This is a genomic window from Amycolatopsis sp. NPDC051102, assembly GCF_040682815.1.
GTDB lineage: Bacteria > Actinomycetota > Actinomycetes > Mycobacteriales > Pseudonocardiaceae > Amycolatopsis.
This window is the reverse complement of sequence record NZ_JBFBBT010000002.1, coordinates 458,342-471,817: the sequence shown is the minus strand read 5'-3', so window position 1 is coordinate 471,817 and position 13,476 is coordinate 458,342. Positions and strand designations below refer to the sequence as shown.

17 protein-coding genes are annotated in these 13,476 nt (G+C 71.7%); 14 read left to right on the top strand and 3 right to left on the bottom strand.

The genetic code is table 11. The features are described 5' to 3' along the window. Positions 1 to 87 precede the first annotated feature (87 nt). Entirely contained in the window at positions 88 to 1,011 is a 924-nt protein-coding gene (pdxS, locus tag AB0M93_RS08085; protein WP_364270687.1) for a pyridoxal 5'-phosphate synthase lyase subunit PdxS, read from the top strand. Between the two features lie 4 nt (positions 1,012 to 1,015). On the opposite strand, the gene AB0M93_RS08080 is transcribed toward pdxS, so the two are convergent. Beyond that, positions 1,016 to 1,351 carry a cupin domain-containing protein gene (locus AB0M93_RS08080; RefSeq protein WP_364270684.1) on the bottom strand — a complete coding sequence of 112 codons (336 nt, stop codon included), beginning with the start codon at positions 1,349 to 1,351 and terminating at the stop codon, positions 1,016 to 1,018. Positions 1,352 to 1,421: 70 nt separating this feature from the next. Here AB0M93_RS08080 and AB0M93_RS08075 point away from each other — a divergent pair, with 70 nt between their 5' ends. Further along, a complete protein-coding gene (locus AB0M93_RS08075; RefSeq protein WP_364269676.1) occupies positions 1,422 to 2,363 on the top strand; it encodes a helix-turn-helix domain-containing protein in 942 nt (313 codons plus the stop codon). On the opposite strand, the gene AB0M93_RS08070 is transcribed toward AB0M93_RS08075, so the two are convergent. After that, positions 2,333 to 2,896 carry an XRE family transcriptional regulator gene (locus AB0M93_RS08070; RefSeq protein WP_364269674.1) on the bottom strand — a complete coding sequence of 188 codons (564 nt, stop codon included), beginning with the start codon at positions 2,894 to 2,896 and terminating at the stop codon, positions 2,333 to 2,335. The two genes, AB0M93_RS08075 and AB0M93_RS08070, sit on opposite strands and share 31 nt — an antisense overlap. A 69-nt stretch (positions 2,897 to 2,965) precedes the next feature. On the opposite strand from AB0M93_RS08070, the gene AB0M93_RS08065 reads away from it, so the two are divergent. The 5 genes from AB0M93_RS08065 to AB0M93_RS08045 all read left to right on the top strand — a co-directional run bounded on the left by AB0M93_RS08065 (position 2,966) and on the right by AB0M93_RS08045 (position 6,302). Beyond that, positions 2,966 to 3,658, top strand: a complete 693-nt coding sequence (locus AB0M93_RS08065; RefSeq protein ID WP_364269672.1) for an AzlC family ABC transporter permease — start codon at positions 2,966 to 2,968, stop codon at positions 3,656 to 3,658. Beyond that, complete coding sequence (locus tag AB0M93_RS08060; protein ID WP_364269670.1) at positions 3,658 to 3,978, top strand: AzlD domain-containing protein; 321 nt, start codon at positions 3,658 to 3,660, stop codon at positions 3,976 to 3,978. The genes AB0M93_RS08065 and AB0M93_RS08060 overlap by 1 nt, the downstream gene beginning before the upstream one ends. Positions 3,979 to 4,249: 271 nt before the next feature. Continuing rightward, complete coding sequence (gene pdxT / locus AB0M93_RS08055) at positions 4,250 to 4,867, top strand: pyridoxal 5'-phosphate synthase glutaminase subunit PdxT (RefSeq protein WP_364269668.1); 618 nt, start codon at positions 4,250 to 4,252, stop codon at positions 4,865 to 4,867. A gap of 41 nt (positions 4,868 to 4,908) precedes the next feature. After that, positions 4,909 to 5,664, top strand: a complete 756-nt coding sequence (locus tag AB0M93_RS08050; protein ID WP_364269666.1) for a YebC/PmpR family DNA-binding transcriptional regulator — start codon at positions 4,909 to 4,911, stop codon at positions 5,662 to 5,664. 86 nt (positions 5,665 to 5,750) lie between these two features. Next, positions 5,751 to 6,302: a DUF4262 domain-containing protein gene (locus AB0M93_RS08045; protein ID WP_364269664.1), complete on the top strand. Its 552-nt coding sequence runs from the start codon at positions 5,751 to 5,753 to the stop codon at positions 6,300 to 6,302. On the opposite strand, the gene AB0M93_RS08040 is transcribed toward AB0M93_RS08045, so the two are convergent. Then, positions 6,299 to 6,739, bottom strand: coding sequence for a cupin domain-containing protein (locus AB0M93_RS08040; protein WP_364269662.1), 441 nt, complete (start codon positions 6,737 to 6,739; stop codon positions 6,299 to 6,301). The two genes, AB0M93_RS08045 and AB0M93_RS08040, sit on opposite strands and share 4 nt — an antisense overlap. Before the next feature lie 75 nt (positions 6,740 to 6,814). Between AB0M93_RS08040 and ruvC the strand changes: the two genes are divergently transcribed. The 7 genes from ruvC to AB0M93_RS08005 all read left to right on the top strand — a co-directional run bounded on the left by ruvC (position 6,815) and on the right by AB0M93_RS08005 (position 13,361). Further along, on the top strand, positions 6,815 to 7,399 hold the full coding sequence (gene ruvC / locus AB0M93_RS08035) for a crossover junction endodeoxyribonuclease RuvC (RefSeq protein WP_364269660.1): 585 nt from the start codon (positions 6,815 to 6,817) through the stop codon (positions 7,397 to 7,399). Beyond that, entirely contained in the window at positions 7,396 to 7,992 is a 597-nt protein-coding gene (gene ruvA / locus AB0M93_RS08030) for a Holliday junction branch migration protein RuvA (protein WP_364269658.1), read from the top strand. Before ruvC ends, ruvA begins: the two co-directional genes overlap by 4 nt. A 9-nt stretch (positions 7,993 to 8,001) precedes the next feature. Further along, complete coding sequence (ruvB, locus tag AB0M93_RS08025; RefSeq protein ID WP_364269656.1) at positions 8,002 to 9,069, top strand: Holliday junction branch migration DNA helicase RuvB; 1,068 nt, start codon at positions 8,002 to 8,004, stop codon at positions 9,067 to 9,069. A gap of 119 nt (positions 9,070 to 9,188) precedes the next feature. Further along, on the top strand, positions 9,189 to 9,599 hold the full coding sequence (gene yajC / locus AB0M93_RS08020) for a preprotein translocase subunit YajC (RefSeq protein WP_364269654.1): 411 nt from the start codon (positions 9,189 to 9,191) through the stop codon (positions 9,597 to 9,599). Positions 9,600 to 9,816: 217 nt separating this feature from the next. Then, entirely contained in the window at positions 9,817 to 11,622 is a 1,806-nt protein-coding gene (gene secD / locus AB0M93_RS08015) for a protein translocase subunit SecD (RefSeq protein ID WP_364269652.1), read from the top strand. 1 nt (position 11,623) lies between these two features. Continuing rightward, on the top strand, positions 11,624 to 12,841 hold the full coding sequence (gene secF / locus AB0M93_RS08010) for a protein translocase subunit SecF (protein WP_364269650.1): 1,218 nt from the start codon (positions 11,624 to 11,626) through the stop codon (positions 12,839 to 12,841). Position 12,842: 1 nt separating this feature from the next. Continuing rightward, positions 12,843 to 13,361 carry an adenine phosphoribosyltransferase gene (locus AB0M93_RS08005; protein ID WP_364269648.1) on the top strand — a complete coding sequence of 173 codons (519 nt, stop codon included), beginning with the start codon at positions 12,843 to 12,845 and terminating at the stop codon, positions 13,359 to 13,361. The last annotated feature ends 115 nt before the right edge of the window (positions 13,362 to 13,476 follow it).

Here is a 13,476-nt window from a genome sequence, read left to right as displayed (position 1 = left end):
ATACCCGCGTACTGGCCTGCCTGAAGGGTCCACCGCCGACCTACCCTCGAACCGTAACCCCCGGTTTTCGTGTCGAAAGGCCTCGTCGTGTCCGAGCAGCAGCCCCCGTCCTCCAGCGGCACCGTCCAGTCCGTCACCGGCACCGCCAAGGTGAAGCGCGGCATGGCCGAGATGCTCAAGGGCGGCGTGATCATGGACGTGGTCACCGCCGAGCAGGCCAAGATCGCCGAAGACGCCGGCGCGGTCGCGGTGATGGCCCTCGAACGCGTGCCCGCCGACATCCGCGCCCAGGGCGGCGTCGCGCGGATGAGCGACCCCGACCTGATCGACGGCATCATCGAGGCCGTCTCGATCCCGGTGATGGCGAAGGCCCGCATCGGCCACTTCGTCGAGGCGCAGGTCCTGCAGTCCCTCGGCGTGGACTACGTCGACGAGTCCGAGGTCCTCACCCCGGCCGACTACGCCAACCACATCGACAAGTGGGCGTTCACCGTGCCCTTCGTCTGCGGCGCGACCAACCTCGGCGAGGCGCTGCGCCGGATCACCGAGGGCGCGGCGATGATCCGTTCGAAGGGTGAGGCGGGCACCGGCGACGTCTCCAACGCGACCACGCACATGCGCAAGATCCGCCAGGAGATCCGCCGGCTGCAGAACCTGCCGGAGGACGAGCTGTTCGTCGCGGCGAAGGAGCTGCAGGCGCCGTACGAGCTGGTTCGCGAGGTGGCCGAGGCGGGCAAGCTGCCGGTGGTCCTGTTCACCGCGGGCGGCATCGCGACCCCGGCCGACGCGGCGATGATGATGCAGCTCGGCGCCGAGGGCGTGTTCGTCGGCTCGGGCATCTTCAAGTCCGGCAACCCGGCCCAGCGCGCCGAGGCGATCGTCAAGGCGACGACGTTCTACGACGACCCGGACGTCCTGGCCAAGGTCTCGCGCGGCCTGGGCGAAGCGATGGTCGGCATCAACGTCGAGGAGCTCCCGGAGCCGCACCGCCTCGCCGAGCGCGGCTGGTGACGGGCTAACCCTCGGGGTAGAAGACGAACAGCGTGCAGCCGGTGGTGGTGGCGGGCACGTGCCAGGAGCCGGCCGGGGCGTGCAGGAACGTCCCGGCCGGATAGCTGCGGGCGCCGTCTTCGAAGGTGCCGTCGACCACGTAGACCTCCTCCGGGCCCGGTTCGTGGACGTCCCGGCGCGGCCACGACGTGCCGGGGTCCATCTCCAGGACGTTCGCGTGGGCGCCGTTCGCGCCCGTCCACAGTGGACGCAGCCGGATGCCGGGGAAGACCTCCCGGGCTTCGGCGTCGGCGACGGACACGGACGTGTAGCCCGCTTGGGCGAGGATTTCCGGGTGCATGTCTCCACCGTGCCGGGCGTCCCCGGGGCGGACCAGCGCCGGGAACGCCACCGTGGGGTACTTTCCTGCCATGCATCGCGTGGTGGCCCTGGTGCGGCCGGTGCAGTCGACGTTCGAGCTCGGCATCGCCGCCGAGGTCTTCGGCACCGCACGGGCCGGCCTGCCGCAGCACTACGCGTTCGACGTCTGCGCGGAGGTGCCCGGACCGGTGCCGACGACGGCCGGGTACACGATGACCGTGCCGCTCGGCCTGGCCGCGCTGTCGGCCGCGGACACCGTGCTGATCCCGGGCTGGGCGCCCGTGGAGGCGCCGCTGCCGCCCCGCGTGCGACGGGCGCTGCTGCAGGCCCACGCCCGCGGCGCGCGGCTGGTGACGATCTGCTCGGGCGTCTTCGCGCTGGCCCGCACCGGACTGCTCGACGGCCGCTCGGCGACCACCCACCGGGCGCGCGCCGAGCAGCTGCGGCGCGAGTTCCCCCAGGTCCGGGTCGAGCCTGATGCGCTCTACATCGACCACGGTGACGTCGCCACGAGCGCCGGCGCGGGCGCCGGGGTCGACCTGTGCCTGCACCTCGTCCGGCGTGACCACGGCGCCGCGTACGCCGCGCGGCTCGCACAGCACATGGTCCTGCCGCCGCACCGCGAGAGCGGCGACGAGCCGCCCCCGGACGAGCTCGCGGATCTCCTCGAGTGGGCCGGCGCCCGCCTCGGGACGCCGTTGTCGGTGGCGGACCTCGCCGCGCGGCTGAACGTCTCCCCGCGCACGCTGGCCCGGCGCTTCGCCGAGCGCCTGGGCACCAGCCCCGGCGAATGGCTGCTGTCCCGGCGCGTGGCGGCGGCGCGCACCCTGCTGGCGGAGACGGACCTGCCGGTGGAGGCGGTCGCCGTCCGCGTCGGCCTCGCCTCGGCGGTCAACCTGCGCCGCCGCTTCCGCGACCGGGTCGGCACCACGCCGGGTGCCTACCGGCGGGCGGTCCGGCGTCAGACGTACTCGGAGATCTCGACGCCGTAGGTGCCCGGCTCGAGGGCCTCGAAGATGTGCGGGACGTCGCCGGGGTAGGAGATGTAGTCGCCCGGAAGCAGTTCTTCCGGCTCCTCCCGCACGCCGACCCGGGCACGGCCCGCGCACAGCACGATGTGCTCGACCACACCGGTCATGTGCGGGTCGCTCAGCCGGGGCGTGCCCGGCTCGGCGCGGATGAGGTACATGTCCCGCCGCGCGGACGGGGGACAGGCCGACAGCAGCGTGCACGCGTAGTCGGCGTGTTCGGCGAACACCGTCGGGCCCTTCCCCGCGCGGATGACGCGGACCTTCGGCCGTTCCGGCTCGACCAGCCGCGAAAACGGCACGTCGAGGGCGACGCCGAGCGCCCACAGCGTCTCGACGCTCGGGTTCCCGGTGCCCGATTCGAGCTGGGACAGTGTCGACTTGGCCAGGCCGGCGCGGCGCGCGACCTCGGTCAGGGACAGCCCGGCGCGGGTGCGCTCGCGGCGCAGGGACGCCGCGATGATCTCCAGTGGCGCGCCGGTGGCTTCCTGGGGCATGTCTGTTCGCTCCATCGGTCTGTCCGTTCGTCTTGACGAACACCCGGTCCGCTGTTCACTATAGAACACATGCGTTCGATATGGCGAACACTCGATCGGGGCCTCGCCCGTGACGTCGGCCTGGTCTGTCTCGCCGATTGTCTCGTGGGGGCGTCCTACGGGGCCATCGCGGTGAGCTCGGGCTTCCCGCTGTGGCTGCCGGTGCTGATGTCGCTGCTGGTCTTCGCCGGTGCGTCGCAGTTCATGTTCATCGGGATCGTGGCGGCGGGCGGCAACCCGTTCGCCGCCGTGCTGGCCGGCCTGCTGGCCAACGCCCGGCACTTGCCGTTCGGCTTCGCGATCGGCGACGTTCTGGGCAAGCGCTGGACGGCGCGGCTGGCGGGCACCCACCTGATGATCGACGAATCGGTCGCGTTCGCGCTGGCCCAGCGCGAGGCCCACCGCCGCCGCGCGGCGTTCTGGGCGTGCGGGATCAGCCTGTTCGCCTGCTGGAACCTGGGCGTGGTGGCCGGTGCGTTCGCCGGGACGGCGATCGGCGACACCGACGTCTTCGGCCTCGACGCGGCCTTCCCGGCGGTCCTGCTGGCCCTGGTGCTGCCGGCCCTGCGCGACAAGGCGGCGCGGCTGCCGGTGCTGATCGGGGTGCTCGTCGCCCTGGTGGCGACGCCGTTCCTGCCGGCCGGGCTGCCGGTGCTGCTCGCGCTGGCCGGCGTGGTGGCCGGCGTCGCGGCGAAGGAACCCGAGCTGCAGGAGGCCGGCTGATGGACGCGGGGGAGCTGCTGATCGGCACGGTGGTGCTGGCCCTGGGCACGTTCGCGTTCCGGTTCGCCGGGCCGGTGCTGCGCAGCCGGGTGAAGCTGTCGCCGAAGGCGGAACGCCTGATGGCACTGGCGGCGGTGGTGCTGCTCGCGGCGCTGGTCGCGGTGAGCGCACTGACGGAGGGCCACGGCTTCGCGGGCTTCGCCCGCCCGGCCGGGGTCCTGGTCGCGGGGGTCTTGGCGTGGCGGAAGGCACCGTTCGCGCTGGTGGTCGTGGCCGCCGCGGCGACGACAGCCCTGCTGAGGCTGGCCGGAGTCCCCTGACGCGACGCGGCTGACGTGCAGAAAGGTGCATCACCCGTGATTGGGGAGACATCACGCGTGATTGAGAGGGCATCACGCGTGATTGAGGGGCCATCACGGGCGATGCCCCTCCAGTCACGAGTGATGACCCTGCAATCACGCGTGATGCCCCTCTGATCACGGGTGATGCCTCTCCCGTCACGGGTGATGCCGCTTCGGGAGGGGGCTGACCTGCCGGTAAGGCACTGAGCCGGGGCGTCTAGGCTGGTGGGAAGGTCTTTCGGGAGGTCGGGTGTCGTCGGAGCCGGTGATCGGTGTGCTCGCCATGCAGGGTGCCGTGCGCGAGCACGTCGCGATGCTGGCCGAAGCCGGGGCGCGGGGCGTGCCCGTGCGGCGCGCCACCGAGCTGTCCGAAGTGGACGGTCTGGTGCTGCCCGGTGGCGAGTCGACCACCATGTCGCGGCTGCTGGAGAGCTTCGAGTTGCTGGAACCCCTCCGGGCGCGGATCGCCGAGGGGCTGCCCGCATTCGGCTCGTGCGCCGGGATGATCCTGCTGGCCCGGCAGACCCTCGACGGGCGGCCGGACCAGCAGCAGCTCGGCGGGCTCGACGTCGTCGTGCGGCGGAACGCCTTCGGCAGGCAGGTCGACTCCTTCGAGGCGGACCTGGACTTCGCCGGCGTCGCCGGCCAGGTCCGGGCCGTGTTCATCCGGGCGCCGTGGGTCGAGAAGGCCGGTGACGGCGTCGAGGTGCTGGCCACGGTCAGCGGCGTGCCGGGCGTGGACGACGACACCGCTAGGATCGTCGCGGTCCGGCAAGGGGCGGTGCTGGCGACCGCGTTCCACCCGGAACTGACGCCCGACGTGCGGGTGCACCGGCTGTTCGTCGACCTCGTGCGAAAGGCTGCCTGAGACGCGGTGCCCGGCCGGGGTACGGAACAGATGGAGGAGAGATGAGCGGCCACTCCAAGTGGGCCACCACGAAACACAAGAAGGCCAACCTCGACGCGAAGCGCGGCAAGCTCTTCGCGCGGTTGATCAAGAACATCGAGGTGGCCGCCCGCACGGGCACCGGTGGTGGCGACCCGGATGGCAACCCCACGCTCTACGACGCCATCCAGAAGGCGAAGAAGAACTCGGTCCCGCAGGACAACATCGAGCGCGCCCGCAAGCGCGGCGCCGGCGAAGAGGCCGGTGGCGCCGACTGGCAGACCATCACCTACGAGGGTTACGGCCCGAACGGTGTCGCCGTGCTGATCGAGTGCCTCACCGACAACCGCAACCGCGCCGCGTCGGAGGTCCGCACCGCTTTGACCCGCAACGGCGGCTCGCTCGCCGACCCCGGCTCGGTGGCCTACCTCTTCAACCGCAAGGGCGTCGTGCTGATGCCCAAGGGCGAGGCGGCCGAGGACGACGTCCTGATGGCGGTCCTCGACGCGGGCGCCGAAGAGGTCAACGACCTCGGCGAGAGCTTCGAAATCGTCTCCGAGGCGACCGACCTGGTGCCGGTCCGCAAGGCCCTGCAGGACGCGGGCTTCGAATACGAGTCCGCCGACCTGACGTTCCTGCCGTCGGTGAGCGTCCCGCTCGACGCCGACGGCGCGAAGAAGGTCTTCAAGCTGATCGACGCCCTCGAAGACTGCGACGACGTCCAGAACGTCTACGCGAACTTCGATATCTCCGACGAGGTGCTCGCCGAAGTCGGCTGAGTTTTCCCTTACGCAGCCCCGCTTTCGTGCCCGGGCCGGAAACTTTCCGGCTCGGGCACTGGGCTCGGGCGGTCCCGTCAGGCAGAATGTGCGCCGTGACCTCGACGACCCCCGCCGCTGCCGCCGACATCACCGCCGAGCTGTCGGCGGAAGAACTGCGCCTCATCGAATGGATCGAGGGGCAGGCGAAGGAACGCGGCAACGCCGTCATCAGTGTCGCCGGTGACGACCAGGGCGCCGGCTACTGCTTCACGGCCTGCGCCTGGGCGCTGCACAACGTGCCGGAGGCCGTCGTGGTCGGGCTGCCCGAGCAGATGGGTCCCGTCCTGCTCGACGCCTACGTCGACCGCGCGGCCAACGGCGAGATCTTCGAGGTCGGCAGGCGCTACGACGACTTCTTCGACGGCGTCCCGGTGGTCCTTGAGCGCGTCAACAAGGGGCACTACCCCGAGTACTTCGGCACCGCGTTCCTCATCTACCCGGACGGCGACTTCCCGGCCCTGCAGCTGATCGTCGCGACGCCGGAGGGCAAGTTCCCCTGGCACCCGGACGCGCCCGAGGGCTTCGCGCGGTGGCAGCCGGTGCTGACCGCGAGCGGCGACCCCGAAAGCTGGACCCCCGGCGTCGACGGTCCCTAGAACTTCCGCAGGTCGGCGGCTGCTTCCGGATACCGCAGCGCCAGGTCTGCGGCGGCCGCGAACTCCACGCAGCCGTCCGTGTACGGCGGCACGACGACCGTCCCCAGCAGGCTCCACGCCCCGCGGGTGACGGTGGCTTGCCACGTCCCGGCGGGCACCACGACCTGGGGCCGTTCCCCGGCGGCCACGTCGGTCCCGAGCACCGGCCGCTCGACCGAGCCGTCCGGGTGCAGCAGCAGCATCGCCGCCGGCGCGCCGGCGTGGTGGGCGTACACCTCGACGCGATCGAGCCGGTGCGGCGCGGAGAACTCCGGCGCGACGAGCAGGTAGTAGATGGCCGAGCCGGTCTCCGACCGCCAGCTCTGCGCCCACCGCCCGCCTTCGACGGGCAGCGGCTGAAGGCCCAGGTGGGTGACGAAATCCGACGGCTCCGGCATGTCACCCATCCTGCCGCAGACGCGGCCAGTAGCCTGCAAGCTCGAACTGGTGTTCGCGGCGGGAAGGAAGAACGGGTGCGGGTGCTCGGGGTCGACCCCGGTCTGACCAGGTGCGGCCTGGGGGTGGTCGACGGCGGCAAGGGCCGGGCCGTCCGCTGCGTCGCCGTCGACGTCGTGCGGACGCCGGCGGACGCCGATCTGGCCCACCGCCTGCTCGGCATCTCCGACGAGGTCGAGCGCTGGATGGACAAGTACAAGCCGCAGGCCGTGGCGGTCGAACGCGTCTTCGCCCAGCACAACGTCCGGACCGCGATGGGCACCGCCCAGGCCGGTGGCGTGGTCGCGCTCGCCGCGGCGCGCCGGGGCCTGCCCGTCGTGTTCCACACCCCGAGCGAGGTCAAGGCCGCCGTCAGCGGGTCGGGCCGGGCGGACAAGGCGCAGGTCACCGCCATGGTGATGCGTCTGCTCAACCTCGAGGTCGCCCCGCACCCGGCCGACGCCGCCGACGCCCTCGCGCTGGCCATCTGCCACCTCTGGCGGGAGCCGATGCGGGCCCGGCTCGCCGAGGCCGAAGCCCGCGCGGCCGAGATGGCCCGCACGCACAAGGCCCGCCTCGCCGCGGCCGCGAAACAAGCCAAGAACCCTGGAGCAGCACGATGATCTCGTCGGTACGCGGAGAAGTCCTGTCGGTCGGCCTCGACCACGTGGTGGTCGAGGTCGGCGGGGTCGGCTTCGCCGTGCAGGCCACCCCGGCGACGCTGGCGACCCTGCGCCGCGGCGAAGAAGCCCGGCTGCACACCGCGCTGGTCGTGCGCGAGGACTCGCTGACGCTGTTCGGCTTCGCCGACGCCGACGCGCGCGAGCTGTTCGGGCTGCTGCAGACGGTGTCCGGGATCGGGCCGCGGCTGGCGCTGGCCACCCTCGCCGTGCTGGACCCCGACAAGCTGCGGGGCGCCCTGGTGGAAGGCAACATCACCGTGCTCACCTCGGTGCCCGGCATCGGCCGCAAGGGCGCCGAGCGGCTCACGCTCGAACTGCGCGACAAGGTCACCGCGCTCGGCGGCACCGGCGACGCACCCGCGGTCTCCGCTCCCGGCGCGCTGCGCGCGGAGGTCGTCGAAGCGCTGGCCGGGCTCGGGTTCCCGGCCAAGCAGGCCGAGCAGGCCGTGGACAAGGTCCTCGCCGACGGCGACGGGCACACGACGGCGAGTGTGCTGCGCGCCGCGCTGGCCACCCTCGGCCGGAAGCGGTAGGACACGGCCGTGGAGTATGAAGCCGTGGAAGAGGACGACGCCCTCTCGGCGTGGGCCCAGACCGGCGACCGCGACGTCGAAGGCAGCCTGCGGCCGCGCAAGCTCGACGAGTTCGTCGGCCAGCCGCGCGTGCGCGAGCAGCTGGAGCTGGTGCTGGAAAGCGCACGTCGCCGCGGCGTGCCGCCCGACCACGTCCTGCTGTCCGGCCCGCCCGGGCTGGGCAAGACGTCGATGGCGATGATCGTCGCCGCCGAGCTCGGCGCCGCCATCCGGATCACGTCCGGTCCCGCGCTCGAACGCGCCGGCGACCTCGCCGCGATGCTGTCCAACCTGGCGCCCGGCGACGTCCTGTTCATCGACGAGATCCACCGGATCGCCCGGCCCGCCGAAGAGATGCTCTACCTCGCGATGGAGGACTTCCGGGTCGACGTCGTGGTCGGCAAGGGCCCGGGCGCCACCAGCATCCCGCTCGAAATCGCGCCGTTCACGCTGGTCGGGGCGACCACCCGGTCCGGCTCGCTGACCGGCCCGCTGCGCGACCGGTTCGGCTTCACCGGCCAGATGGAGTTCTACACCGACACCGAGCTCGAACTGGTCGTCCGCCGGGCCGCGGCGATCCTCGAGATCCCGATCGACCGCGACGGCTGCGCGGAGATCGCCGGCCGCTCGCGGGGCACGCCCCGGATCGCGAACCGGCTGCTGCGGCGCGTCCGCGACTACGCCGAGGTGCGCGCCGACGGCAAGGTGACCCGTGAGGTCGCCCGCGCCGCGCTGGCCGTCTACGACGTCGACGAGCTGGGCCTCGACCGCCTCGACCGGGCCGTGCTCACCGCGCTGACCAGGTCGTTCGGCGGCGGGCCGGTCGGCATCTCGACGCTGGCGGTGGCCGTGGGGGAGGAGGCGACCACCGTGGAAGAGGTGTGCGAGCCCTACCTGGTGCGCGCCGGTATGCTCGCCCGCACCCCGCGTGGCCGCGTCGCGACCGCGACCGCGTGGGAACACCTCGGCATGGTGCCGCCCGCGGACCTCCCGGGGCGCCCGGACCAGGGCGGGCCGTCGCTGTTCGAGTCGGACTGAGCGGCCCGCACCGGCGGGTGGGTGCTGGCGTCCGCGCTGGTACCTGGCACACTTGACCGGAGCACATACCCAAAAACCGGACATTTCGGCTGGGCCCGGTGTCCGTCGAACGGAGAATCATGCAACAGCTATTGCTGCCCCTGCTGCTCGTGCTCGTCCTCGCCGTGCCGCTGGTGATGAGCACGCGGAAGCAGAAGAAGCAGCAGGCCGCGCAGCAGGACCTGCAGAGCAGCCTGGCGCCCGGTGACCGCGTGATGACCACGTCCGGTCTCTACGGCACCGTCGCCGACGCTTCGGGCGACAACACCATCGACATCGAGATCGCGCCGGGCGTCGTCACCACCTGGCTGCGGCTGGCGGTCCGCGAGAAGGTCGAGCCGGTCGTCGAGACCGACGAGGACTCCGCCGACGAGGTCGAGGAGACCGTCGTCGAGGAGCCGTCGATCATCGAGCCGGGCGCCGGCGTCAAGGCCGAAGAGCCGCAGACCACCGCGCAGGTGGCGCCGCCGCTGGAGCACGGCAAGAAGTAACTTCCGCGGCACTCCTGGGCCGGGCGGGGAATCCCGACGAAAGTCGGTACGGCCTCGCACGCCGGGCTCACGCAGCACCGAGTAGTGTCTCGGTGCTGCGTGCGTGTCCGCCGTCATACCCGTGCCCGGGAGTGAATCGCACACAGTCCCTCCCGGTAACCCTCCGGGCGGGCACCGCAACGTTGGGGTCCACCCCGTCCGAGGAGACCGAAGCACTGTGGCAGCTTCAGCCGGGCATCTCCGCCCGGGACGCTATCTCGCCCTGTTCGCCCTGATCGTGATCGTGCTGTACGCGCTGGTGTTCCTCACCGGCAACCACAAGCCGACCCCGAAGCTGGGCATCGACCTGCAGGGCGGCACCCGGGTCACGCTCACCGCCCGCACCCCCGACGGCGGCCAGCCGACCCGGGAGTCCCTGAACCAGGCGCGCCAGATCATCGAACGGCGCGTCAACGGGATCGGCGTCAGCGGCACCGAGGTCCTCCTCGACGGCAACAACGTCGTCATCACGGTCCCCGGCGAGCAGGGCGACCAGGCGAAGAACCTGGGCAAGACCGCGAAGCTGGGCTTCCGGAAGGTCGTCGCGAACGCCACCCAGCCGGTGGTGCCGCCGCAGACGACCACCCCGCCGCCCGCCACCGGCACCCCGACCTCAGGTGCGCCGAAGACTTCGACGCCGCCGTCGTCGTCGGGCGCTCCGGCGGCCACCTCCGGTGCTCCGACCACCACCAAGTCCGGTGGCGGTGGCGCTCCGGGCGCCGCACCCGCGCAGCAGCAGAGCAGCACGCCGGCCGCGCCGAGCAGCAGCACCCCGCCGCCGCCCGCGTCCACCCCGGCGCCCGCGCCCGCGGACGGTTCGGTCGACGCGCAGACCGCGCAGCAGATCCAGGCCGCCAAGGCGGTCCGGCAGAACCCGCAGCTGATCGGCGCCGACGGCCAGCCGAACCAGGAGCTCGTCGCGAAGGCGATGGCGTCGCTGACCTGCGCGCCGAACGCCAAGGACCCGCTCGAGGGCAACGACGACCCGCGGCTGCCGCTGGTCGCCTGCGGTGACCACGACACGTACAAGTACCTGCTGGAGCCGGAGTTCCTGCCGGGCACCGAGATCGCCGACTCGACCTCGGGCTACGACCAGCAGCGCGGCCAGTGGGTGGTCAACCTCAGCTTCAAGAGCGCGGGCACCAAGACCTGGGCCGACTTCACCTCGAAGAACACCGGCCAGCAGGCGGCGTTCGTGCTCGACACGCAGGTCGTGTCCGCGCCGAACATCCAGGTGGCCATCCTCGACGGCAACACCCAGATCACCGGCAAGTTCACCCAGTCCGAGGCGAAGGACCTCTCGGACATCCTGAAGTACGGTTCGCTGCCGCTGTCGTTCGCTTCTTCGGACGCGACCACGGTGTCGGCGACCCTCGGCCTGGCCTCGCTGCAGGCCGGCCTGATCGCCGGCGGCATCGGCCTGCTGGTCGTGTTCGTCTACTGCCTGTTCTACTACCGGCTGCTCGGCGTGCTCACCATCCTGTCGCTGGCGCTGTCCGGCGCGCTGATCTTCGCGGTGCTGGTGCTGCTCGGCCGCTGGATCGGCTACACGCTGGACCTCGCGGGCATCGCCGGCCTGATCATCGCCATCGGTATCACGGCGGACTCGTTCGTCATCTACTTCGAACGGCTCAAGGACGAAATCCGGGAGGGCCGGACGTTCCGGTCCGCGGTGCCGCGCGGCTGGGTCCGCGCCCGGCGCACCATCCTGGCGTCGGACGCGGTGAGCTTCCTGGCCGCGGCGATCCTGTACGTCATCGCGGTCGGCGACGTCCAGGGCTTCGCGTTCACCCTCGGCATGTCCACGGTGCTCGACCTCGTGGTCGTGTACCTGGTGACGCACCCGCTGGTGGCCATGGTGTCCACGTCCAAGAACGCGTTCCTGTCCAATCCGAGGCACCTGGGCCTCGGCGCCGTGCAGCAACTGGGTTCGCAGCGGAAGAAGGCGGCTTCGGTCGGCCGCGCGAACGTGAAGGAGGCCTGACGTGGGGGTCGAAGAACTGGGCACGGACGCGGAAGGCAACGCCAAGGCGGCGGCCAAGCCCGGCAAGAAGGAAAGCGTCTTCCACCGGCTGTACGTGGGCACCGGCGCGTTCGACGTCGTCGGCAAACGCAAGCGCTGGTACATCTTCTTCTCGGCGCTGGTGCTGGTGTGCCTGGCCTCGATGATCTTCCGCGGCTTCAACCTCGGCATCGAGTTCGAGGGCGGCACGCAGATCCAGATGCCCGCCGCCGGCATCCACGGCGTGATCACCGAGGAGCAGGCGAAGGAGTCGTTCCAGAAGGCCCTCGGTCACCCGGCGGCGGAGGCGCAGAAGGTCGGCACCGGCAACGCGGCGACCATCCAGATCCGCACCGACACGCTGAACGCGGCCGACGTCGCCAAGCTGAAGCAGGGCCTGTTCGAGGACCTGGGCCCGAAGGGCACCAACGGCCAGCCCAGCGTCCAGGCGATCAGCGACAGCGCGGTGAGCGCGTCGTGGGGCGGGGAGATCTCGCAGAAGGCGCTGATCGCGCTGGCGGTGTTCCTCGTCGCGGTGGTCATCTTCCTGGCGATCTACTTCGACCTGCGGATGGCCACGGCGGCACTGGTCTCGCTGCTGCACGACATCCTGGTCACCGCGGGTGTGTACTCGCTGATCGGCTTCGAGGTCACCCCGGCGACCGTGATCGGCCTGCTGACCATCCTCGGCTTCTCGCTGTACGACACGGTGGTGGTGTTCGACAAGGTCCGCGAGAACACGCGCGGCCTGCTCGGGCTGACCCGCCGCACGTACGGCGAGGCCGCGAACCTCGCGCTGAACCAGACCCTGATGCGGTCGTTCAACACGGCGTTCATCGCGCTGCTGCCGATCCTCGGCCTGCTCATCGTCGGGTACGTGCTGCTCGGCTCGGGCACGCTGCAGGACCTGGCGCTGGTGCAGCTCACCGGTACCCTCGTCGGCGTCCTGTCGTCGGTGGCACTGGCGACGCCGCTGCTGGTCGATCTGAAGATGCGCGACCCGAAGTACGCGCAGCAGGCGGAGCGCGTCCGCCAGCGCCGCGTCACGCAGGAACGCAAGGCCGCGGGCGAAGAGGACTTCGACGCCTCGGACGACGACGCATTGGCGAAGGAACTGCGCAAGGAGAAGGCGTACGCGGCCGCGGCCAGCGTCCCCGCCCGGATCCAGAAGCAGCGCCCGGCCGGGAAGCGGAAGCGCTGACATGGACCTCGACGACGCCCTCGGCCTGATCGCCGAAGTGCCGGACTTCCCCGAGCCCGGTGTGCTGTTCCGCGACCTGAGCCCGCTGTTCGCGGACGCGGGTGCGTTCAAGGCGGTGACCGACGCGCTGGCGGGCACCGTCGACGCGGGAGTCGAGGCGCTCGCCGGCGTGGAGGCCCGCGGGTTCGTCCTCGCCGCGGCCGTGGGGTACGCCCGCGGCCTCGGCGTGGTGCTGATCCGCAAGCCGGGCAAGCTGCCGCGGGTGGCGGGCCGCGTCGACTACGCACTGGAGTACGGCACGGCGACGGTGGAGCTCCCGGCCGACGTGGTGAAGCCGGGCCAGCGCATCGCGATCCTCGACGACGTCCTGGCCACGGGCGGCACGGTGGCGGCCACGGGCAAGCTCCTGGAAGACGCGGGCGCCGTGGTCGACAGCGTGTCCGTGGTCCTGGAACTGGCCGCCCTCGGCGGCCGCCAGGTCCTGGCGAACCGCAAGATCCACGCGCTGCAGACCTGCTGACGGGCTTGCCGCGGCTGGTCGTGAGTGGCAAGGCGGGGTTTTAAACCCCATGGCCCACACGCCCCAGTTAGGCCAGGGGGCGGGCGCCCCAACACCCCGAAACGGGGGGCCCCCC

What these genes read in the sequence shown, in the direction of transcription:
- AB0M93_RS08080 (WP_364270684.1), bottom strand. Translation starts at nt 1,351, where the DNA reads ATGCACCCGGAAATCCTCGCCCAAGCGGGCTACACGTCCGTGTCCGTC.
- AB0M93_RS08075 (WP_364269676.1), top strand. Translation starts at nt 1,422, where the DNA reads ATGCATCGCGTGGTGGCCCTGGTGCGGCCGGTGCAGTCGACGTTCGAG.
- AB0M93_RS08070 (WP_364269674.1), bottom strand. Translation starts at nt 2,896, where the DNA reads ATGCCCCAGGAAGCCACCGGCGCGCCACTGGAGATCATCGCGGCGTCC.
- AB0M93_RS08065 (WP_364269672.1), top strand. Translation starts at nt 2,966, where the DNA reads ATGCGTTCGATATGGCGAACACTCGATCGGGGCCTCGCCCGTGACGTC.
- AB0M93_RS08060 (WP_364269670.1), top strand. Translation starts at nt 3,658, where the DNA reads ATGGACGCGGGGGAGCTGCTGATCGGCACGGTGGTGCTGGCCCTGGGC.
- AB0M93_RS08050 (WP_364269666.1), top strand. Translation starts at nt 4,909, where the DNA reads ATGAGCGGCCACTCCAAGTGGGCCACCACGAAACACAAGAAGGCCAAC.
- AB0M93_RS08045 (WP_364269664.1), top strand. Translation starts at nt 5,751, where the DNA reads ATGTGCGCCGTGACCTCGACGACCCCCGCCGCTGCCGCCGACATCACC.
- AB0M93_RS08040 (WP_364269662.1), bottom strand. Translation starts at nt 6,739, where the DNA reads ATGCCGGAGCCGTCGGATTTCGTCACCCACCTGGGCCTTCAGCCGCTG.
- ruvA (WP_364269658.1), top strand. Translation starts at nt 7,396, where the DNA reads ATGATCTCGTCGGTACGCGGAGAAGTCCTGTCGGTCGGCCTCGACCAC.
- yajC (WP_364269654.1), top strand. Translation starts at nt 9,189, where the DNA reads ATGCAACAGCTATTGCTGCCCCTGCTGCTCGTGCTCGTCCTCGCCGTG.
- AB0M93_RS08005 (WP_364269648.1), top strand. Translation starts at nt 12,843, where the DNA reads ATGGACCTCGACGACGCCCTCGGCCTGATCGCCGAAGTGCCGGACTTC.